The following is a 20,216-nucleotide window of genomic DNA, read 5'->3' as shown; positions in this document are numbered from 1 at the left end:
AAAAATATGAGGGTAAATCAGGGCAATACTGAAGATTATTTGTAGATAACCGCAGTACCGCTCATTTTGCCGTTGGTGTTAGCCGAAGTGATGGAATACGCTTTTGCGCCGGCGGCTTGTGCTTTATCTGCCAGTTTTGCTTCCAGGCCGTCCAGAGTGGTTGCGCCGTCTGCTGAAACCACGCCGACTTTGTTTAAGTTCTGAGCTTCAGCCGGATTGATTGATTGTACAGCGAACGCGCCGAAAGAAAGAGTAGAAAGGGCGATGGCGGCTACAGCATATTTGATGGTTTTCATAGTTAATATCTCGCAGGTTATTCTGTTTAAGGTGACGATGTTCCGTCGATGTGATTATGGTCACACTTTTTAGCAGAATAATAAATCGAATAGAATTGACCTCCTTATTCAAAAAAATTGAACGATCGCTAAATCATTGAAATTAAAAATGATTAGCGTGCGAATTATCATTGTGATTTATATATCTTTACAACTACTTGGTTTAGCGCACCTTTTGCTAATTTTTCTGTCAGCAGCAGGGCTGCTGTGGCCTGCAATCGCTTGCGCGCTTATTTTTCGATAATCTGTCGATTTGCTCTTTTCGCTCGTAAAGTTGCTTTTATAATGAGGGCTTTACTTAACCGTATGCCTGATGAGGTCTGATGGAGATTAAGCTCCACACCAATGCCACCACGACGCCGCGTACCCGCAAATATATTCAAAGCTCTGACAAATCCGACAGTGAACTGGCGGAAGAGCTGAATATTTCTGTGGATACCGTCAGGCGCTGGCGTAAGCGAGATGACTGTTACGACAAATCTCATCGGCCAAATACCATTCATCGTGCACTTAGCCCTGAACAAGAGGCGCTGCTGATTTTCCTGCGTGTGCGTCTGGCTTTGTCGCTTGATGAACTGTTAGAAGCCGCGCAATTACTGGTTCAGCAAGGCATTTCCCGCGCAAGTGTCAGTAGAACGCTGCAAAACTGGCAGCAATCCCGTTTGACGAAACCCGATTTAAAACAACCTGTGGGTCATCTGCGCCTGGATGTTTTCCCACTACCGGAAACCATTAGCCACAAACACGGCGCGCTACTGGCATTTAGCTGCCCGGTTTCAGGTTTCCTGGCGGTGGCACTGCGTGAGCGGGGAAGTGAGCAAACGCTGGAGGCGCTGGTGGGCTTTTTGCAGCAAGGTTTACCGTTGCAGGTGCAGTCGATAATGGCCTGCCCGAGCGAACTTGCTCGTCAACTGACGCACAAGTTACAGGTTCCACTGCATGAAGCGCAGCAGGAAGAGTGGCAAATTCGCGCAGCAAACGGTGAGTGGGCGCAGACTCTGGAACAACTACTTAACGGTGAACGTTATGACAAACGCCTGGGATTTGGTGCGGTATTGCTGGAGTTCGAGGATTTGCTGAATAAACGAATTATCCGCAACCGGCTGAAAAACCTCTCACCGGTTGCGTGGTTAAAATCCCGCTTATAACCTGGCTACAGATCCTTCGTTTTCCCTTCGCAAAGACCGAGTAAGAACTGCGTCAATAGTAAAGCAGGGCGGCCGCTGGCCTGGGTAAATTTACCACGACTCAGCGCGGTACCGCTGACATCTAAATGCGCCCAGGGTTTTTGGTGGCAAAACTGACTTAAAAAATGGGCGGCAGAGACTGCAATTGCTGCATTGTTCGGCGGTGTATTGGTGAGATCGGCAATATGGCTTTTGACTTGCGGATCAAAGCTTTCGTCCAGTGGTAACGGCCAGACTCGGTCTTGCGTTAAGTCGGCAGCTTGCTGTAGTTGCTGGCTGAGTTGTACTTGGTTACTCATCAGGCCAGAAATGTCATAACCCAGTGCTTTCACTACCGCTCCGGTCAGGGTGGCGACATCAATTAATGCTGCCGGATTAAAGCGCGTGGCGGCATAACTCAACGCATCTGCCAGCACCAGACGGCCTTCGGCGTCGGTATTAATAATTTCCACGCTTAGCCCCGCGTGAGATTTCACTACATCGCCTGGCAGCATGGCGTTTTCGCCCGGCATATTTTCGGCCAGCGCCATTACTGCCACGACATTCAGTGGCAATTGCAGTGTTCTAACAATCTCCATCAGCCCGAAGACCACGGCGGCACCACACATATCGTATTTCATGGTGCGCATCCCTTCGCCTTCTTTCAGCCACAGGCCGCCAGTATCAAAGGTTATCCCTTTACCGACAAACGCATAAGTTGGGGCATTTTCCGCCGCACCCTGCCAGCGCAATGTCACCAACCGGGGCGGATTTTTGCTGCCTCTTCCTGTGGCATCAAGACAACCCATGCCGAGTTCACGAATCGCGTGTTCATCAAGAATTTCACAGTGTGTTTGCGGATGGGTAGCGGCCCAGGCTGCGGCTTGTTGAGCAACGTCTTGGGGGCGGCAATCATTAGCTGGCGTGTCGGCAAGGCGGCGGGAAAGCAGCATGCCTTGCGCGATGGCCTGAGTTTGCCAGGCGAGTTCATGCGCCTGTATGTTTGCTTCGCGGATTAACAACCAAAGTTGCCCGTTACTCTCTTTCTGCTGCTGGCGATAACCCAACTGTGGTAACTGATAAAAGCGGTTCATCAGCGCGACCAGCAACGTGCGCAGGCGAGCAAAAACGCCAGGGTTTGCCAGGTCAAAACCAGAAATATCGATGGCAATCGGATGCGAAACGGGGCTGGGCAGCAGGTTGGTCAAACTTTCCGTTAGCTGGCGCAACACCACGGGGCTATCCAGTTGGCTGGATGGCAAAAGAGACAACTGCTGGCAAACACCATGCAAGCCGAAAGTGGTGGACTGCACTTCATCATGTTGCGCCATTTCATCAAGCAAAGAGTGCAATGGCTTCGGCCACGCATCGGTGTGATTTTTCCACAACACCAAATGCGCGTCTGGTGGGCATGGTGTAAAAGCGGCTAACTGGCATTTCATATAATCACCTCTGCGGTTACGCGTTGCAGATAAGCATCAAGCCAGGCCTGGTCTGCCGGGCGAATCAGCGTGTGCTTACCTTCGCGGGTCGTCAAAAAGACCGTGGGTTTTTGTGCGGGAGTGGCGACGGAAAACGAGAAGTTATCGATGGTTGTTGCCGCACCATATTCACCACGGTTATTCATACACACCACTGATAAATCACCGGCGCGACCAAAACGGGCAATCAGCTGGCTTTCGAGATCGTAAACCGCCGATTCAGCAGCCTGTTGGGGTGACATGCCACGCCCCATCCGGCAGACAATTTCATAGCTAATACAGCCTTTCATCAGATCTTCGCCAAGGCCTGTGGCGGTGGCAGCACCAATTTGGCTATCGGCATAAAAACCTGAACCGGAAACGGGGGAGTCGCCCACGCGTCCTGGGCGCTTCATAAACAAGCCGCTGGTGGAGGTGGCGACACACATTTGCTGGTTATGGTCGAGGGTAATTACACCCACGGTATCGTGCCCGGTATACGGGCTGAGGCCGCGATCCAGGGTTTCACGTTTGCGCTTCAGGTAATGTTGATGCGCACGATCCGTCAGCATGTTTTTGCGCTCAAAGCCCTGTGCTAAAGCCCAGGTTTGCGCTCCTTCACCAACCATAAAACTGTTGAAGCGCTCACGGCTTAACGCCTGTGCCACAAGGACAGGATTGGCGATATCGCGAAGACTAGCGACCGCGCCAATGGCAAGCGTTGAGCCATCCATAAAGGCCGCGTCGAGCTCAACCACGCCTTGCTCGTTGGGCAAACCGCCGTAGCCGACAGATTTATAGAATGGATAATCTTCCACGCAAGTGACGGCGCGAACTGCTGCGCCACTGGCGTCGCTGTTCTCTTGCAACATTTGCGCGGCTTCGCCAACGCCTTCCCAGGCCATACGCCAGGTCGCAATCACGCCCCAGTTTGTCGATAACGTCATGTTTTAGTTACTCCGTGGCGGGTTTGGTGGATGCAGAAAGCTCCGGCGCTTCATTGGCCCGATATTGCTTATCCACAACTTTGAGGAATGGCAGATAAATAATGGCGCCAATCAACAGGTTGGTTAACTGAATCACCGCACCGCTAAGATGCCCGGTCACGATAAACCCGCTCAACACCGGCGGCAGCGTCCAGGGGATATACACGCCCGTGGTGGTCGCGACCCAACCCAGCGACATGGTGATGTATTGCACGGTGACCAGTACCAGCGGCACCAGGTTGAATGGGATTAGCATTATCGGGTTCATGATAACCGGCAGGCCAAACAGCACCGGTTCGTTAATGTTGAAGATGGAAGAACCGATGGCCAGACGCGAAACGTTCTTAATGTGCTGGCTGCGGGCAAATAGCAGCATAGCAATCACCAGAGACAAAGTTGCGCCCGCGCCACCCATCCAAATCATGTCGTAGAACTGCTCAGTGACAACGTGCGGTGGAAGTAAACCGGCCTGCGTAGCCGCCAGGTTCTCCATTTGATTTTCCATCCAGAAAGGACGCAGGATGCCGTTCACCATCGAGCCGGAGTTAATCCCGACAGACCACAAGCCGGTGATGCTAAAGCAGGTAAACAACGCGCCGACATACGAGGTGCCAAAGTGGCGGATTGGCGTGGCCAGCACTTCGTACACAAACTGGTGAATGGTGTGGTACTCGGTTTTGGCAAACAACACGCGAACCGCCAGCGCAAGCACCAGAACCAGCAATGACGGGATCAGCGCGGCAAAGGATTTTTGCACTGCGGGTGGCACGCCATCCGGCATGCGAATCACCCAGTTCTGGCGCAGCATCCAGGCAAACAATTCGGTACTGGCAATTGCGCCGAGCATCGCCACAAACAAGCCTTTGGAGCCGAGCCATTCCATGGGGATCAGGTTGCCGATTTCCTGAGTTTTCGCGAAAGGGGTGAGAATCAAGAAGCAGGAGAGAGACAAAATTCCGGATGACATTTTGTCGATGTCATAACGTTCGGCAAGACGGTAGGCGACCAGAAAACTAATAAATACCGCCATGGTGGAGAAGATGGCAGTAAACGGGATTTCGACAGTTGCAGACCAGCCTTCACCAAAAATCGACGCCATAAACTGCTGATAGGCGGTACTTGGGAAAGAGGAGATAACCAGCAGGATTGAACCGACAATGATAAACGGCATAAACGAGATATAGGCATCGCGAATGGCTCCGAGGTGGCGTTGTTGCGCCATTTTCGCGGCCAGCGGCATCAGCTTTGCTTCTATTGCGGCCATCAGGTTTTTCATTCTTACCGCTCCGTAAGTAATCACAAGAGACAATTCTTGTGTTGTATACAGTAGGGATTGTTAGCGGCGAATAAAGTGAGTGGATTCACAAAAGTATCACATGATTACTTATGGTAAGGTCAGCTGTCGGATGACGCTGGCGCTTATCCAACCTACTCCGTTCCAGAAGGTTTTGTAGGGTGGATGACGCTAGCGCTTATCCAATCTACTCCGTTCCAGAAGGTTTTGTAGGGTGGATGACGCTGGCGCTTATCCAATCTACTCCGTTCCAGAAGGTTTTGTAGGGTGGATGACGCTGGCGCTTATCCAACCTACTCTGTTCCAGACGGTTTTGTAGGGTGGATAAGCGCCAGCGTCATCCACCATGTGTGTGATTTGTCATCAGTCTCAAGCAGGCAGGAATTACATCAGTCCCAGCAATCGAGGAATGAACAGCGAAATCTCAGGAATGTAGGTAATCATCATCAGTGAAACAAATAATGCGGCATAGAACGGTAGCAGCGGTTTGATCAGGTGCTGGATTTTCACGCCGGTAATCGAGCAGCCCACGAACAGCGCACTTCCCACCGGAGGTGTCAGCAACCCGACGCACAGGTTCGCTACCATCATGATGCCGAAATGTACCGGGTCCATACCCAACTCTTGCGCAATCGGCAGGAAGATTGGCGTGAAGATCAGCACCGCAGGCGTCATATCCATAAAGATGCCGACAATCAGCAACACGATGTTAATCAGCAGCAGAATAATCAGTGGGTTGTCTGAAATCCCCATCAGCGTGTCGCTAATAATGTATGGAATATCAGCATTGGTCATCGCCCACGACATGCCAACTGAGAAGCCAATCAGTAGGAGAACAATGGAGGTGGTTACCACGGAATCGAGGATTAGTTTCGGTAAATCGCGCCATTTCACTTCGCGGTAGATAAGCACCGAGAGCACGAAGGTATAAACTACCGCGATAGCCGAGGCTTCCGTTGCGGTAAATACGCCGCCCAGAATTCCACCCATCACGATGATCACCAGCAACAAACTTGGCAAGGCATCGAGAAACGCTTTGGCCGCCTGTGCACACGTTGGACGAGCGGATACTGGATAGCCGCGGCGTTTGGAGATAATCCCGCACACCAGCATGATGGACAGACCCATCAGGATGCCAGGTAAGTACCCGGCCATAAACAGCGAAGCGACCGAAACCCCGCCAGCAGTCAGCGAGAAGACGATCAACACGTTAGAAGGTGGGATCAGTAAACCGGTAATACAAGACGAAACGTTGACCGCTGTCGAGAACGCCGGATCGTAACCCTCTTTGTTTTGAATCGGCGAAAGTGTGCCACCCACGGCAGCAGCCGCCGCGACTGCTGAACCGGAAATCGAACCAAACATCATGTTCGCCAGTACGTTAACGTGGCCCAGTGAACCCGGTACCCGTCCTACCATAATTTGCGCCAGGTTAATTAGCCTGATGGCTATCCCGCCGCTGTTCATCAGCGTTCCGGCAAAAATGAAGAACGGAATCGCCAGCAGAGCAAAGTTATCCAACCCGTTCGCCAGGCGTTGTGAAACCGTGATAATGGCAACGTCCCATGGGAACATGATAAGCATCGATGAAACGGTGGCGATCCCAATGGCGAATGAGATAGGAACCCCGAGAAACACCAGCACGAAGAACGCACCGAATAAGGTAAGGGCGATGTAAGTTTCCATTATTTACCCTCGTGACGGACTAAAGTTTGAGCATCGGTCAAGATAAAGTAGAGCGAATAAAACATCATGATCGCCCCGCTTAACGGCAGCACTATGTAGACGTAGCCCATAGGGATTTGCAGCGCCGCCGAGAGTTGCGAAGTGGCAAGTGTCTTTTCAATGAGTTTTAGGCCGCCATTGACGATAACCCCGCCAGAAAATAGCAGCACCAGTGTGTTGATTAGCATGCCGAGCAGGGGTTTTTTATTGTCTGGCATCATCATGGAAAGAAAATCGATGGACAGATGGCGCTGTGCACCCACGGTGTATGACGCGCCCAATAGACCCACCCAGATCATCAGAAAACGCGCCAGTTCATCGGTCAATGTGCTGGGCTGGTTGAGTACATAGCGGCTAAACACTTGCCACACCACGCAGATGACCAGCGCGACCATTACCAGTACGGAAAAAGTGGCAATAGTCCGGTCTACCGCAAGCTTTATGGGCTTTAGTATCATGTTTGTATACCTGAAAATTAACTTTGGACGAGCGGGTGAGGGGCTCACCCGCTGAAACCTGCAACCCTAAATCACTCGGTAGCGGCTTCGAATTTAGCCAGCAGAGCCGCTTGTTTTGGATCTTTGGCGAAGTCGTCATACAGCGGTTTTACGGCTGCGCGGAACGGGGCTTTATCAACGCTGAGGATAGTGGCCCCCATCGCTTTAGCTTGAGCACGTGAATCAGAATCGACTTTGTCCCAAAGCTTTTGTTGATATGTTTCGGAGTTTTTCGCCGCTGTCATCAAGATTTGCTGCTGTTCAGGGGATAGTTTGTCCCAGGTTTTGGTTGAGATAACGAGGAAGTCGGGAATAGAGGTATGTTCATCTTCCGAGAACACTTTGGCGATTTCGATATGGCGAGTCTGCACCCATGATGGAACGTTATTTTCCGCGCCATCAACAACGCCTTGCTGCATTGCGGTATACACTTCGCCGAAAGAAATAGGGGTTGGTGAACCGCCCATTAATTCAACCATTTTCAAGGTGGTTGGGCTGGCCTGAACGCGAATTTTAAGTCCTTTTAAATCTTCTGGTTTGGTAATCGGTTTTTTTGCATAAAAACTGCGGGTGCCTGCAACATATGCTGAAATAGCAAAGAAACCTTTATCTTTGGTTGATTCCATAATTTCTTTGCCGATTTCACCAAATACCACGCGATTAAAATGTTGTTGGTCTTTGAATAAATATGGCAAATTATAAATAGCGTAAGTATTGTCGAAAGATTCCAAATCACTGGCAGAACCTTTGGTCATATCCAGTGCGCCATTTTGTAATAGTTCTAATGTTTCACGGGCGCTACCCATTTGGCTACTTGGATAAATACGAATACGCATACTGCCATCAGAAAGTTGTTGTACCTCTTTGGCTAATTGTTCATAGGCTTGATGCACAACATGGCTGCGTTCCAGGTTATGCGCGAGTTTTAAAGTTATTTTGTCAGCGGCATTTGCACCTGTGGCACACAACGTAATCAGCGAGGCACAAAGTAGTTTGCGTGGTAGTGTCAAAAATTTCATATAAAATGCTTCCTGCATAAAAGAAAAGGTGAAGTTTCGAATGGAGGCCGTTATTGCTGTATGACAGCTTATTGCATTTGTCCGATAACCAACTTGTATAGACTTCACATTTTTTATTAATCAGGAGTGGTTTTGCTATTTTTTGTGTTGTTGCTCACTCAATTTAATATGATTGGAAATGTCTTTTGTTTCTCTCGTGAATTTATTCTAAGTTGAGAAAATGAATGCAAGGAGTTACCGAGGTATTAGGCAGTATTTACGAAGGGTATTTATTGTTTTTGATTTAATTTGGAACGGATGAACCAACAAACTTAACAATAAATAACGGTATCCTGTTATGGAAACCGTTATTGAAAGTCACCCCGGGGATAACTATTAAGACTATTTATAAATAGTTGCGGTGCCGAACATCTTGTTTTCACCGCTGGCTGAGTTAACAACAAAACCTTTTGCACCTTCTTCTTTCGCTTTTTCTCCAAGTTTGGCTTCCAGATCGTCAAGATTCGCCGCGCCTGAGACCGAAACCGTCCCCGCAGGGCGGAGTTGGCTGTTATTGATGTCATTCGTTTCTTGAGCTGCCATGGTGGCAAACGGTAATGCCGCAAGGGTGACAACCGCAGAAAAATACAGCAATTTTTTCATAATCACATCCTCATCGCTTTTGGGAACCGATTAAAAAATCATCAGCACCTACAGTGTAGGTGCAATGCGCCAAACCATAGACGCAAAAAACTGATGGACTTGTGCTCATTTTTTGAACGACATAACTTGACGAAATTCTTACAAATCATATAGATACAGGTGTATGATTTTGCTGATTTTATCGGGCGTCGGGGCGAGTTAAGTCAAAACGATGGCTTTCATCGATAGTGTAATAAGCCGATGGGCCACCCGCACGCAGCACCGGTTTTGCCAGCGCGGTCTGGTAAACACCGTCTTTTAGTAGTGACTCGTCAATATGAACGGCGACCACTTCGCCCAACACCAGCCAGCTATCAATCGCCGCACCGTCGGCAGTCGTGAGTTGAATGCACTGCGACAGGCGGCATTCAAAATTAACCGGGCTTTCGGCAACGAGGCTGGCTTTGACTTTTTGCCCGACAACGGCAGTTAACCCCGCGCGAACGAACTCATCTTCACCGCGTGGTATGGAGGCTGAGGTTTCATTCATTTGCTCAGCCAGTTCACGCGTGGCGAGGTTCCAGACGAACTCTTTTGTTTCAACGATATTTTGTACGCTGTCTTTCCAGCCACTGCTGGCGAAACCAATAATAGGTGGCCGATAATTAAAACAGTTAAAGAAACTGTACGGCGCCAGATTACGGTTACCTTGTTGATCGTATGAGGAAATCCAGCCTATTGGGCGCGGGCCGATAATGGCATTGAGCGGGTCGTGCGGTAAACCATGGCCGTCGGCAGGTTCGTAGTAATAACGTTTCGCGGACATAAAACCTCTGCTTCAGTGATGAAATTGGCGCGGCGTTGTTTACCCCGCTGGCTTCACAGAGTATCTTACGCGACCACACAAGGAGAAGCCGCAATGAAAACCCCTGCCACTACCAAACCGGGTCTGCACCCACGTAATCGTCATCGTAACCGTTATGATTTCCAGGCGCTGACACAAAGCAGCCCAGCACTCGGCGCATTTTTACGCCCTGGCCCGCATGGCGAAACGACGGTTGATTTTGCTGACCCGCTGGCAGTGAAAGCGCTGAATCAGGCGCTATTGGCGCATTTCTACGGTGTGAAGCAGTGGGATATTCCTGAAGACTTTCTTTGCCCTCCGGTGCCTGGGCGTGCCGATTATATTCACCATCTGGCAGATTTACTGGCAGAAGGTAACGGCGGCGTGGTGCCTTCGCAGGCTTCAGTACTGGATGTGGGTGTGGGGGCCAACTGTATTTATCCGCTTATTGGCCAACATGAATACGGCTGGCGTTTTACCGGCACCGATGTGGATGGCGAGGCTTTGCGTAACGCAACGGCGATTATTGATGCTAATCCAGGCCTGTCACGTCTGATTCGTTTGCGTCGCCAGAAAACGGCAACCGCAATTTTGCCGGGTGTGATTCATAAAAACGAAATGTTCGATGCCACGTTGTGCAACCCACCGTTCCACGATTCTGCACAGGCGGCCCGCAGCGGTAGCGAGCGTAAACGTGTAAACCTCGGCCAGGCGAAAGACGGCGCACTGAACTTTGGCGGACGTGAGCAAGAGTTGTGGTGTGAAGGTGGCGAAGTGGCGTTTATTAACCAGATGGTCAACGAAAGCAAGGCGTTTGCCCGCCAGGTGCAGTGGTTCACCTCGCTGGTTTCTCGTGGTGAGAACCTGCCGTTGATTTATCGCGCGTTGCAAGAAGCTGGCGTCGAAAAAGTGGTGAAGAAAGAGATGGCCCAGGGGCAGAAGCAGAGCCGCTTCATTGCCTGGACCTTTATGAACGATGCGCAGCGCGTTCGTTGGGCTGCCACACGTTATAAATAGCATTCCCTTCACCCCGACCCTCTCCAAAAGGAGAGGGTGAGGTCGAGAACTCAGGAAACGTGCTGCAAGAATTCCTGCAAACGCGGGCTTGGTGGGTTCTCAATCAGTTCTTGCGGGTTACCATCTTCAGCAATGCGCCCTTTATCAATGAAGATGAGGCGCGAGGCGACTTTGGCGGCGAATCCGACTTCGTGCGTCACAATAACCATCGTCATGCCTTCTTCAGCCAGATCCTGCATAACCTTCAACACTTCGTGACGCAGTTCCGGGTCAAGTGCCGAGGTTGGCTCATCAAACAGCATCATTTTCGGTTTAACCGCTAACGCCCGGGCGATTGCCACACGCTGTTGCTGGCCGCCAGAAAGCTCTGATGGGTAGTGATGCGCACGTTCCGCAAGGCCCACTTTCGCTAACAGCTCTTTAGCCAGTTTATCGGCGGCGTCTTTTTTCAGACCACGTACACGAATCGGGCCAAAGGCGACGTTTTCCAGCGCGGTCAGGTGCGGGAACAGATAAAACTGTTGGAACACCATGCCGGCTTCCTGACGAATCAGGCGCTCATCGACTTTCGGGTCGTTAACTTTCAGACCGTCGACAAACAGGTCACCACTAGTGATGTCTTCCAGTTTGTTGATGCAGCGCAGCAGCGTCGATTTACCGGAGCCTGACGGCCCGATAATCACCACCACTTCACCTTGTTTAATGTTGAGGTCGATGTTGTGCAGCACTTGGGTTTTGCCAAAGTGCTTAGAAACGTTTTTAAATTCAATCACAGGATTTTCATCCTTCTTTCGAGGCGACGCAGCACGAAGCTCAGCACCAAAGTAATAATCAGATAGAAGACCGCAACGGCGCTCCAGATTTCCAGCGCACGGAAGTTTCCAGCAATAATTTCTTGTCCCTGACGGGTCAGCTCAGCCACACCGATAACGATGAACAGTGAAGTGTCTTTGATGCTGATAATCCACTGGTTGCCCAATGGTGGCAACATACGACGCAGCGCCAGCGGCATAATCACGTGGCGAATGGTTTCGCGTTTAGAAAGCCCCAGTGCAAGACCGGCTTCCTGAAAACCTTTATGAATCGACAGCACCGCACCACGGGTAATTTCCGCAATGTAGGCACCGGAGTTGATCATAATGGTCACGACCGCGGCGCTGAACGGGTCAATGCGCAGATCCGGGATAGCCATAGGCAAGGCGAAGTAAATAAACATCACCTGTACGACAATCGGCGTGCCGCGAATCACTTCAATGAAAACTAATGCGATGTGGTTGGCAATCCAGCCGCCGTAAGTACGGGCGAAACCAGCAACCAGACCAATAATCAGACCACCAAACAACCCGATGACCGAAATCAGCAAAGTCATTTTGGCGCCTTCAATCAAAAGCGGGATTGCAGGCCAGATGGCACTCCAGTCGAACTCCATGATTATTTCCTGTTATGTATACCGTGGTTCAAAAGTATCAGGGGCGAAAGCCGCCCCTTAGGTCTTGCTTACATCATTTTAGATTTATTATTTTGGCTCAGTGCCGAACCATTTTTTGTAGATTTCGTTGTACTTGCCGTTCTCTTTCAGGGTTTTCAGCGCGCCGTTCACTTTCACACGCAGGTCATCGCTACCTTTAGGGAAGGCGATACCGTATTGCTGTGCTTCGAGAGAGTCGCCAACTGCTTTGAACTTGCCCTGGCCAGCCGTTTTGATGAAGTAAAGAATGTTCGGCGTATCGTGCAGTACCGCGTCAGCACGGTTGGTGCCCAGTTCCATGTAGGCGTTATCGATGTTCGGGAACTGACGCAGGTCTTTAGTTTTGATGTTGGCTTTCGCGTAATCAACAGAACCGGTGCCGCTCTTCACTGCAACTACTTTACCGTCGAGATCTTTCACGCTTTTAACGGAATCGTTGTCGGCTTTAACCATCACCAACAGGCCGCTTTTGTAGTAGCCGTCAGAGAATTCGATAGCTTTTTTACGTTCTTCGGTGATGGTGATACCCGCCAGCGCCAGGTCGATATTTTTGGTTTGCAGTGCAGGAATGATGCCGCTGAAATCCATTGGCTTGAGGGTGTAATCCAGTTTTAATTCTTTTGCTACGGCATCCCATAAATCGATATCAAAACCGACGTATTTGTCGCCTTGTTTAAATTCAAAAGGAACGAATGCGGTGTCGGTCGCAACGACCAGTTTCTTATCAGCGGCGTGGGAAGAAACCGCAAAAGCCAGAGTGAGTGCAGCCAGTGAAACTTTTAAAATCGACTTCATAGCATTTCCTTGTTTATCCATGGGGCAATCCCCTGCATCAGTAAGCGGCAACATGGAAAAATCATGCCAGGTTTTCAACTTACTGTTTTTGCAAGGATGTGAATATGTAACATTGCACAATAATGGTTGCAAGTGAGTTACAGCGCACTCTAATGGTGCCCAGTTTTGGTGCGTTAAGTATTGAGGAACGATGAAGTCTAGTTTTACCGCAGATTAAGGCGGTAAAACAATCGGCTGTTAACGATTGTGTGAAGTGATTATTACAAATGAGTAACTTTTGCGGCAGGGATAACCATTTTTATGCGCTAAAACAGTGCATCCATCCTCCCGGAAATGGGAGGATGAAGTAACAATCTGCTAGCAATTAATCGATATTTGACTCAATGAACCACAGGAACTTGTCCAAATCTCGCGAAGCCGCAGTCAGAATATCGGCGGTATCTTCGTCTTTCGTTTCACTGATTGCCTTACGCACATCGTTCGCCACAATCGCGTAACGGTCGGCCAACTCTTTAAGGTGATCCTGAACACTGTGAATATCCAACGGATAGCTTTTCAGTGGTGTTTTACTGTTAATGACTTGCGTTGTACCCAGTGCGACACCGCCAAGTTGAACGGCGCGTTCTGCCATGGTGTCGAGATGGTCAGTCAGGGCGGTGCGGAAACCGTCAAGCATTTCATGAACGGCAATAAAGTTTGCACCACGCATATTCCAGTGCGCTTGCTTGGTAATTAACGACAAATCAATGAACTGGATGACCTGGCGATTCAGCAGCTCAACGGTGGCTTTCTTTTCGCTGTCTGAAACATCATTACGGGTATGCAGTAGGTTGGTAGATTTGGTTTTTACCAGTTTAGCGGTAGTCATAATCTTTCGTCCTCTTGATGTTATGTCCAATGAATTACCGGAAATAAGTATAGCACCTGATTTCGTATTCGAAGGAGCAGGTTGTACCTATCAGATTAATAGCAATGAAAGGATAGAATTTAGTAACTCATTGTTAGTCAATAAATTTCAATTTTGTATTTCGAGTGGTAATTGAATTAAACAAAGAGTGATTGTTGAATGGGAATAATTATTATTTTGTGAAGGTAAGAGAGGGAGATATAAGTGGTTGAACGCAGAGGTTATTTACCGTGGGAATCGTAACCACGGTAAATAATATCAGAGTGGGCTACTTTACATCGACCTGAGTAATCTGCGTTTCACGCTTGAGAGTCAGCGTTGAACCGATGGATGCGGCAATAATGGAAAGCAATGCCAGCCATTGCACCAGAGTCAGATGCTCACCAAGGAACAGCATTCCCGACAGTGCAGCGAGCCCAGGCTCCATACTCATCAGCGTGCCAAAGGTGCGGGTCGGTAAACGCGTCAGGGCGATCATTTCCAGCGAGTAGGGCAGTGCTGTCGATAATACCGCAACACCGAGACCTAACGGTAAAAGTGACCAGTGCCAAAAAACATCACCCGCTTGCCATGCGCCAATCGGTACAAAGATTATTGCTGCTATCAGCGAACCGAATGCCACGGTTGCTGGCCCATGATCGACACCGGCTTTTTGTCCAAACAGGATGTATATCGCCCAACATGCCCCGGCTCCCAGTGCATAGGCGGCACCGGCTAAATCGACATGCGAAATTGACTGCCCCAGCGGTAATAAGAACCAGAGACCCAATACCGCCAGAATCACCCAGATAAAATCCACCGCTCGACGTGATGAAAACAGTGCCACGGCCAGTGGGCCGGTGAACTCAAGGGCGACGGCAATCCCCAGGGGAACCGTCTGAATCGATAAATAGAACAGGTAGTTCATGCCGCCGAGCGCCAGCCCGTACATCAGCAAAGGGATGCGCTGCTCCGCTTTGAAGCGCAAACGCCACGGCTTAAAGACAACCACCAGGATGAATGTCCCCAGGAACAGGCGCAAAGCGGTCACTCCTGGTGCTCCGACTAACGGGAAGAGTGATTTTGCAAGTGATGCGCCACTTTGAATCGAGGTCATGGCAATCAAAAGAACAACAATGGGTAACCATAAGGGGGTTTTACGTGGCGATAAGGGCATCCAGCATCCTGTCAGTCAGTGTCTATACCATCATCCTTCAAGTTGCAGGGGTGTTGGCCGTAGACGCTCGCCCCAGTCACTTACTCAAGTAAGCTCCTGGGGACTCTCGTCCTTGCCTCCTACCTGAAACTCGAATGCTAATGGGTATATTTAAGTAAAGAAAATAAAAAGTGACCCAGTGTAAATGATTAAGTTATGGCTGGTTGAGATTTCATTGAAAAAAATCATGGCCGGATGCAGTAACATAACTGTGTGATTGCGTAAGATTTGTTCAAAAGTGTTTAAGAATTATCTGGATGACTATGTTGCAATTCATGACAACAATTAGGTCGTTTTTTGATAAAAAGGCTATAAATTTAAGGGAGTAGGGTGTAATGGAAATGATCTGTTACAGGAAAGGATTCATTAGACAACGTAAATATCGAAGAGTTTCCGATACAATTTTGATATATTAAAAACTTAGAAGTTACTTGAAGCATATTGAGGTGGATTATGAAAAAAATTGCATGTCTTTCAGCACTGGCTTGTGTTCTGGCCGTTTCCGTTGGTACCGCATCTGCTGCAACTAGCACCGTAACTGGCGGCTATGCACAAAGCGATATGCAGGGCGTTGCTAACAAAGCTGGCGGTTTCAACCTGAAATACCGTTACGAAAACGACACCCCACTGGGCTACATCGGTTCTTTCACTTACACCGAGAAAGACCGTTCTGAGTCAGGCGTTTACACCAAAGGCCAATACTACGGTATTACTGCTGGTCCTGCTTACCGCATCAACGATTGGGCAAGCATCTACGGTGTAGTCGGTGTTGGTTACGGTAAATTCCAGAGCACCTCTTTCCCGAACAAAGCTGACACCAGCGATTACGGCTTCTCTTACGGCGCGGGTATGCAGTTCAACCCAATCGAAAACGTTGCACTGGACGTTTCCTACGAGCAGAGCCGCATCCGTAACGTTGACGTTGGCACCTGGATCGCAGGCGTAGGTTACCGCTTCTAATTTCACTCTTTTATCGAGTGAAAATAAAAATCCGCCCCTTGAGGCGGATTTTTTTATTTCTGAATTCCCTGATTAGGGGATTAGTTAACGAGTCTTGGTATCAAACACATCCGTCTGCAGATGAGTATAGTCCACCTTCTTGAGCTTAAAGTTGGTGATGTAGATTGGCCCCGCTTTTTGCTCAGAAATGAACTTGTACTTCGGCGTTAACTCTTTGGTTTTAATCCCTGTCCACGCTGAGAAGAAATTCAGGAAATCATTCGCTGAACGGCGCGCTTTTATCTGGCGATGCACTTTATCGTCGCTGGACAGCACCATAAATGGGACCTGGAAGTTTTGTTGGAACTCGTCACCATGCGCCAGATATTGCACCTCAGTGCCGCGCTCTTTAATTGCCAGACCGTGATCGGAGAAGTAGACCATCGAGAAACTCTGCCCGGTATTTTGTAGCTGTTGGTAGAGCTGCTTCAGCAAATCGTCGGTTTGCGTCATGGTATAGAGATAGCAGGACGTTTCTTTCGACTGGACGAAATCTTTGTATTTACCCTGCGTGCGGTCGCATGCTTGCGGGTGTGAACCCATCAAATGCAGCACAATTAATTGTGGCGTGGTTCGTTGTGTCGCGAATACCTGAGCGGTCATTTTCAACAAAGCTTCGTCACGGGTATTTTTGTCGGCTTCAAAATCACCGCTTTTCAGGAACTGCACTTTATCGGCACGTTTGGCGATGCTGGCAATGGCGGTATCGTATTCACCAATTTGCCCTTGGTTCGAGAACCACCAGGTCTGGAAGCCTGCCCGGTTGGCAAGCGTAATAATGCTGTCTTGATATTGCGGTTTGCCGTCAATGACACGGTTAAGCGTCATGCCCAGCGATTTCTGCGTTGAGCCGCTGGCCGCCACATAATCCATGAATATATTGCCATTCACCTGGCTGGCAAACGGGGTGTTATCCCAATGGCCACCGAATGCGCCTAATGCGTCACGGCGCGCACTTTCACCAATCACCACCACGTAAGTTTGATATTTAGGTTTAACCGCCAGCACATTCCAGGTGTCCTTCATCTGCGCGAAGGCCTTCATGCGCGTTTGCTCATCAATCACTTCCTGGTTATTGACCACAACATCTTTTACGAAGCGGAATACCGGGTAACCAGAGTCTTTGATTTTAAATACGCCGCCATACGCCAGGTTTTGTACCGGAGCGACAAAGAAACAGACCACGCTGACAACCAGGCATAAGCTATCAAAATGGCACCACAGGCGTTTTTTAGGTGCAACTTTGCGGCGCAGCGCAATAACGCCAAGCACCAGAATAAAGATCGACACCAAATAGCTGTACCACGGGAAGATAGTCATCAGTTCCGTGGATTCTTCGAAGTTAGTTGAGTGTAGGGCAAGCAGGGTATTAAAGTTCGGCGAGCCGTAGGCCTGGCCAAAAGGGAAATACATTGCTGCAATCAGGCTGCAAATCGCCAGCAAGCCTTTTTGGAATTTGGGCGCACTGCGCCATAGCAGCAGTAATACGCAACTAAATGCCACTGCATACAGAATGCTAAATTCATAACCGAGCGCAAAGTTAATCAGTAAAGACTGCAGGAAATAAAAGCCAGTCCACGGATTAAGCGCCACTGCGCGGATCGTCAGGGAATCTTTAAGCGTTAAATTCATGTTTATCGAGATCTACTAAACGCCATGCGAAAACCCTGGCGACGAGGGTAAGAACCTGCCTGACAGACGGAAAAGAAGGGATACTGGACCGCATCTGCGAGCCGCTTCATGTGCAGGGCTGCAAGAAGATAGAGCGGTACGATAAGAAGATCAACTGATAAGAGAAATGTGTTTTGCGAAGCAGGTAGCAAATCCAACAAATGGTAAGGTTAAAGCGCTGTTGCGTGAGGTATTCACTGAATCATCATGAAATGAAAAGTTACAAATAGATGAGCCGTTCAGAATGACTAAACCCGAAAAGGCAGGGCGACTGCCTATGACTTAGGTTTTTCGCCCTGTTGTGGTTTCCCGGAAACCAAATCACACAACATGTTGAGCAGCATTAGCCGCACTTGAAACGGGGAATGTGTAAACACGCTCATGCACCTCTTAAATTCGTTCATATAACCCTCCTGTTCACTTCTGCTGCCCTTGTTTCCCTTTAAGGCTGTCTGCATTACATACAGATATAGCACAGGCTATATTGTATAGCTATTGCTAATTCGTTAAATTTTTGTGCTTCCGTGATGCTGGTTTACAATGGGGCCGAACGTCGTCATTGGACGATGCCGCGCCACTGCAAGAGGAAGCATCATGAGCCGTACGCCTGGCCAAAAAAATAAACAGAAAGTGACGCAGTTGGTAAACGTTGAAGAGCATGTCGAAGGCTTTCGGCAGGTGCGGGAAGCGCACCGTCGTGAATTGATTGATGACTACGTTGAGTTGATTTCAGATTTGATTCGCGAAGTGGGGGAAGTCCGTCAGGTTGATATGGCGGCGCGACTCGGTGTTTCTCAACCAACCGTTGCGAAAATGTTAAAGAGACTCGCCTCGGTTGGGCTGATTGAGCAAATTCCGTGGCGCGGTGTGTTTTTAACTGCTGAAGGTGAAAAGCTGGCGCAAATCAGCCGCGAACGTCATCAGATTGTGGAAAACTTTTTCCTCGCGTTGGGAATTAGCCCGGAAACCGCAAGGATTGATGCCGAAGGGGTGGAGCATCACGTCAGTGAAGAAACCCTGGCGGCATTTCGTTTGTTTAGTGAGCAGCGAGGATTTAAGTAGCGATGCTGTTAAGCCTGGTTCGCCCGTTTGCTCGCGATCGATTCCTTCATCTATTGCTTCTGTGCGGTGTGGTATTAAGTTTCATCGCGCCATTTCATCCAACACTTTGGGTTCATGCCATTGATTGGCACACCATTATTACGCTTGCGGGCTTAATGATGCTGACCAAAGGCGTCGAGTTAAGCGGCTATTTCGATGTGCTGGGCCGTCGCATGGTGAAACGCTTTGATAACGAGCGAACGCTGGCGATGTTTTTAGTCAGCGCGGCGGCATTGCTCGCCACATTCCTGACCAACGACGTGGCCCTGTTTATTATCGTGCCGTTGACCATCACGCTGAAAAAACTGTGCGCCATCCCGATTAATCGGATCATCATCTTTGAAGCGTTGGCGGTCAATGCTGGCTCAATGCTCACGCCGATTGGTAATCCGCAGAACATTTTATTGTGGGGGCGCTCGGGTTTATCGTTCGGGGAATTTAGCTGGCAAATGGCACCAATAGCGTTCGCTATCATGCTCAGCCTGCTGGCGCTTTGTTGGTTCTGTTTTCCCAACAAAAAACTCGTCTACCAAATCCATGATAAAAAGCACGACTGGCAGCCACGGCTGGTGCTGAGTTGTGTGGCTCTGTACGTGGTATTTATTGTCGCGCTGGAGCTAAAACAAGACATCTGGGGGCTGGTGGTTGTGGCCATGGGTTTCTTGCTGTTGGCTCGAAGAGTATTGCTCAGTATCGACTGGAGTCTGTTGCTGGTGTTTATGGTGATGTTTATCGACGTCTGGCTGATCACACAACTTCCGGTGTTACAGCACGCGTTAGCGGGCATTAATCAGCTTTCAGCCACAGGATTATTTGCATTGGGAATCGGTTTGTCGCAGTTGATTAGTAATGTTCCATCGACCATTTTACTGCTGAATTACGTCCCCGCTTCGATGCTGCTAGCCTTTGCAGTGAACATTGGCGGTTTCGGTCTGCTGCCCGGTTCGCTGGCAAATTTGATTGCTTTACGTATGGCTAACGATCGCCGTATTTGGGTGCGTTTCCACTACTATTCATTGCCGATGTTGTTATGGGCGGCGGCGGTGGGTTACGGTCTGCTGTATTTGAGATAAATGTCGGATGACGCTGCGCTTATCCGACCTACGAAGGGTCGTT

General features: G+C 49.4%; 21 protein-coding genes. 5 read left to right on the top strand and 16 right to left on the bottom strand.

Annotated elements, in window-relative coordinates; genetic code table 11:
- Positions 1-35: 35 nt before the first annotated feature.
- Positions 36-296 carry a DUF1471 family protein YbiJ gene (ybiJ, locus tag D8682_RS08045; RefSeq protein WP_064548398.1) on the bottom strand — a complete coding sequence of 87 codons (261 nt, stop codon included), beginning with the start codon at positions 294-296 and terminating at the stop codon, positions 36-38.
- Positions 297-658: 362 nt separating this feature from the next.
- Between ybiJ and D8682_RS08040 the strand changes: the two genes are divergently transcribed.
- Positions 659-1,483 (top strand): helix-turn-helix domain-containing protein, encoded by an 825-nt coding sequence (locus tag D8682_RS08040; RefSeq protein ID WP_121813984.1) that lies wholly within the window; start codon positions 659-661, stop codon positions 1,481-1,483.
- 5 nt (positions 1,484-1,488) lie between these two features.
- Here D8682_RS08040 and D8682_RS08035 read toward each other — a convergent pair whose 3' ends face one another.
- The 8 genes from D8682_RS08035 to D8682_RS08000 form a co-directional block, all read right to left on the bottom strand.
- Positions 1,489-2,943, bottom strand: a complete 1,455-nt coding sequence (locus D8682_RS08035; protein ID WP_121813983.1) for a leucyl aminopeptidase — start codon at positions 2,941-2,943, stop codon at positions 1,489-1,491.
- A complete protein-coding gene (locus D8682_RS08030) occupies positions 2,940-3,908 on the bottom strand; it encodes a N(4)-(beta-N-acetylglucosaminyl)-L-asparaginase (protein ID WP_064548392.1) in 969 nt (322 codons plus the stop codon). The genes D8682_RS08035 and D8682_RS08030 overlap by 4 nt, the downstream gene beginning before the upstream one ends.
- A gap of 7 nt (positions 3,909-3,915) precedes the next feature.
- A complete protein-coding gene (celB, locus tag D8682_RS08025) occupies positions 3,916-5,223 on the bottom strand; it encodes a PTS cellobiose transporter subunit IIC (protein WP_121813982.1) in 1,308 nt (435 codons plus the stop codon).
- Positions 5,224-5,625: 402 nt separating this feature from the next.
- Positions 5,626-6,927 (bottom strand): TRAP transporter large permease, encoded by a 1,302-nt coding sequence (locus D8682_RS08020; RefSeq protein WP_064548388.1) that lies wholly within the window; start codon positions 6,925-6,927, stop codon positions 5,626-5,628.
- Positions 6,927-7,424: a TRAP transporter small permease gene (locus D8682_RS08015; RefSeq protein ID WP_121813981.1), complete on the bottom strand. Its 498-nt coding sequence runs from the start codon at positions 7,422-7,424 to the stop codon at positions 6,927-6,929. The genes D8682_RS08020 and D8682_RS08015 overlap by 1 nt, the downstream gene beginning before the upstream one ends.
- A gap of 71 nt (positions 7,425-7,495) precedes the next feature.
- Positions 7,496-8,482: a TRAP transporter substrate-binding protein gene (locus D8682_RS08010; protein WP_121813980.1), complete on the bottom strand. Its 987-nt coding sequence runs from the start codon at positions 8,480-8,482 to the stop codon at positions 7,496-7,498.
- A gap of 381 nt (positions 8,483-8,863) precedes the next feature.
- Positions 8,864-9,124 carry a DUF1471 family periplasmic protein McbA gene (gene mcbA / locus D8682_RS08005; RefSeq protein ID WP_064548385.1) on the bottom strand — a complete coding sequence of 87 codons (261 nt, stop codon included), beginning with the start codon at positions 9,122-9,124 and terminating at the stop codon, positions 8,864-8,866.
- Between the two features lie 178 nt (positions 9,125-9,302).
- The gene (locus D8682_RS08000; protein WP_121813979.1) at positions 9,303-9,929 is read right to left on the bottom strand and encodes a flavin reductase family protein; all 627 of its coding nucleotides are present in this window, start codon (positions 9,927-9,929) and stop codon (positions 9,303-9,305) included.
- 93 nt (positions 9,930-10,022) lie between these two features.
- On the opposite strand from D8682_RS08000, the gene rlmF reads away from it, so the two are divergent.
- Positions 10,023-10,964, top strand: coding sequence for a 23S rRNA (adenine(1618)-N(6))-methyltransferase RlmF (gene rlmF / locus D8682_RS07995; RefSeq protein ID WP_064548382.1), 942 nt, complete (start codon positions 10,023-10,025; stop codon positions 10,962-10,964).
- A gap of 50 nt (positions 10,965-11,014) precedes the next feature.
- Here the strand turns inward: rlmF and glnQ are convergent, their stop codons facing one another.
- From glnQ to rhtA, 5 genes are all read right to left on the bottom strand, one after another.
- A complete protein-coding gene (gene glnQ, locus D8682_RS07990) occupies positions 11,015-11,737 on the bottom strand; it encodes a glutamine ABC transporter ATP-binding protein GlnQ (RefSeq protein WP_121813978.1) in 723 nt (240 codons plus the stop codon).
- On the bottom strand, positions 11,734-12,393 hold the full coding sequence (gene glnP, locus D8682_RS07985; protein ID WP_034456474.1) for a glutamine ABC transporter permease GlnP: 660 nt from the start codon (positions 12,391-12,393) through the stop codon (positions 11,734-11,736). Before glnP ends, glnQ begins: the two co-directional genes overlap by 4 nt.
- Positions 12,394-12,480: 87 nt before the next feature.
- Positions 12,481-13,227, bottom strand: coding sequence for a glutamine ABC transporter substrate-binding protein GlnH (gene glnH / locus D8682_RS07980; protein WP_034457213.1), 747 nt, complete (start codon positions 13,225-13,227; stop codon positions 12,481-12,483).
- 364 nt (positions 13,228-13,591) lie between these two features.
- Positions 13,592-14,095 (bottom strand): DNA starvation/stationary phase protection protein Dps, encoded by a 504-nt coding sequence (gene dps / locus D8682_RS07975; RefSeq protein WP_064548375.1) that lies wholly within the window; start codon positions 14,093-14,095, stop codon positions 13,592-13,594.
- A gap of 307 nt (positions 14,096-14,402) precedes the next feature.
- On the bottom strand, positions 14,403-15,290 hold the full coding sequence (gene rhtA, locus D8682_RS07970) for a threonine/homoserine exporter RhtA (protein WP_064548373.1): 888 nt from the start codon (positions 15,288-15,290) through the stop codon (positions 14,403-14,405).
- Positions 15,291-15,782: 492 nt separating this feature from the next.
- Between rhtA and ompX the strand changes: the two genes are divergently transcribed.
- A complete protein-coding gene (gene ompX, locus D8682_RS07965; protein ID WP_064548371.1) occupies positions 15,783-16,289 on the top strand; it encodes an outer membrane protein OmpX in 507 nt (168 codons plus the stop codon).
- Positions 16,290-16,373: 84 nt separating this feature from the next.
- Here ompX and D8682_RS07960 read toward each other — a convergent pair whose 3' ends face one another.
- Positions 16,374-17,960: a phosphoethanolamine transferase gene (locus D8682_RS07960; RefSeq protein ID WP_121813977.1), complete on the bottom strand. Its 1,587-nt coding sequence runs from the start codon at positions 17,958-17,960 to the stop codon at positions 16,374-16,376.
- 314 nt (positions 17,961-18,274) lie between these two features.
- Positions 18,275-18,403, bottom strand: a complete 129-nt coding sequence (gene mntS / locus D8682_RS07955) for a manganase accumulation protein MntS (RefSeq protein ID WP_064548364.1) — start codon at positions 18,401-18,403, stop codon at positions 18,275-18,277.
- Positions 18,404-18,593: 190 nt separating this feature from the next.
- Between mntS and mntR the strand changes: the two genes are divergently transcribed.
- Entirely contained in the window at positions 18,594-19,061 is a 468-nt protein-coding gene (gene mntR / locus D8682_RS07950; protein WP_064548362.1) for a manganese-binding transcriptional regulator MntR, read from the top strand.
- 2 nt (positions 19,062-19,063) lie between these two features.
- Positions 19,064-20,173 (top strand): SLC13 family permease, encoded by a 1,110-nt coding sequence (locus tag D8682_RS07945; protein ID WP_064548360.1) that lies wholly within the window; start codon positions 19,064-19,066, stop codon positions 20,171-20,173.
- Positions 20,174-20,216: the final 43 nt, after the last annotated feature.

The sequence above is a fragment of the Buttiauxella sp. 3AFRM03 genome (assembly GCF_003675305.1).
Classification (GTDB): Bacteria; Pseudomonadota; Gammaproteobacteria; order Enterobacterales; family Enterobacteriaceae; genus Buttiauxella; species Buttiauxella ferragutiae.
This window is presented reverse-complemented; position numbering and strand designations above follow the sequence as displayed.

What these genes read in the sequence shown, in the direction of transcription:
- ybiJ (WP_064548398.1), bottom strand. Translation starts at nt 296, where the DNA reads ATGAAAACCATCAAATATGCTGTAGCCGCCATCGCCCTTTCTACTCTT.
- D8682_RS08040 (WP_121813984.1), top strand. Translation starts at nt 659, where the DNA reads ATGGAGATTAAGCTCCACACCAATGCCACCACGACGCCGCGTACCCGC.
- D8682_RS08035 (WP_121813983.1), bottom strand. Translation starts at nt 2,943, where the DNA reads ATGAAATGCCAGTTAGCCGCTTTTACACCATGCCCACCAGACGCGCAT.
- D8682_RS08030 (WP_064548392.1), bottom strand. Translation starts at nt 3,908, where the DNA reads ATGACGTTATCGACAAACTGGGGCGTGATTGCGACCTGGCGTATGGCC.
- celB (WP_121813982.1), bottom strand. Translation starts at nt 5,223, where the DNA reads ATGAAAAACCTGATGGCCGCAATAGAAGCAAAGCTGATGCCGCTGGCC.
- D8682_RS08020 (WP_064548388.1), bottom strand. Translation starts at nt 6,927, where the DNA reads ATGGAAACTTACATCGCCCTTACCTTATTCGGTGCGTTCTTCGTGCTG.
- D8682_RS08015 (WP_121813981.1), bottom strand. Translation starts at nt 7,424, where the DNA reads ATGATACTAAAGCCCATAAAGCTTGCGGTAGACCGGACTATTGCCACT.
- D8682_RS08010 (WP_121813980.1), bottom strand. Translation starts at nt 8,482, where the DNA reads ATGAAATTTTTGACACTACCACGCAAACTACTTTGTGCCTCGCTGATT.
- mcbA (WP_064548385.1), bottom strand. Translation starts at nt 9,124, where the DNA reads ATGAAAAAATTGCTGTATTTTTCTGCGGTTGTCACCCTTGCGGCATTA.
- D8682_RS08000 (WP_121813979.1), bottom strand. Translation starts at nt 9,929, where the DNA reads ATGTCCGCGAAACGTTATTACTACGAACCTGCCGACGGCCATGGTTTA.
- rlmF (WP_064548382.1), top strand. Translation starts at nt 10,023, where the DNA reads ATGAAAACCCCTGCCACTACCAAACCGGGTCTGCACCCACGTAATCGT.
- glnP (WP_034456474.1), bottom strand. Translation starts at nt 12,393, where the DNA reads ATGGAGTTCGACTGGAGTGCCATCTGGCCTGCAATCCCGCTTTTGATT.
- glnH (WP_034457213.1), bottom strand. Translation starts at nt 13,227, where the DNA reads ATGAAGTCGATTTTAAAAGTTTCACTGGCTGCACTCACTCTGGCTTTT.
- dps (WP_064548375.1), bottom strand. Translation starts at nt 14,095, where the DNA reads ATGACTACCGCTAAACTGGTAAAAACCAAATCTACCAACCTACTGCAT.
- rhtA (WP_064548373.1), bottom strand. Translation starts at nt 15,290, where the DNA reads ATGCCCTTATCGCCACGTAAAACCCCCTTATGGTTACCCATTGTTGTT.
- ompX (WP_064548371.1), top strand. Translation starts at nt 15,783, where the DNA reads ATGAAAAAAATTGCATGTCTTTCAGCACTGGCTTGTGTTCTGGCCGTT.
- D8682_RS07960 (WP_121813977.1), bottom strand. Translation starts at nt 17,960, where the DNA reads ATGAATTTAACGCTTAAAGATTCCCTGACGATCCGCGCAGTGGCGCTT.
- mntS (WP_064548364.1), bottom strand. Translation starts at nt 18,403, where the DNA reads ATGAACGAATTTAAGAGGTGCATGAGCGTGTTTACACATTCCCCGTTT.
- mntR (WP_064548362.1), top strand. Translation starts at nt 18,594, where the DNA reads ATGAGCCGTACGCCTGGCCAAAAAAATAAACAGAAAGTGACGCAGTTG.
- D8682_RS07945 (WP_064548360.1), top strand. Translation starts at nt 19,064, where the DNA reads ATGCTGTTAAGCCTGGTTCGCCCGTTTGCTCGCGATCGATTCCTTCAT.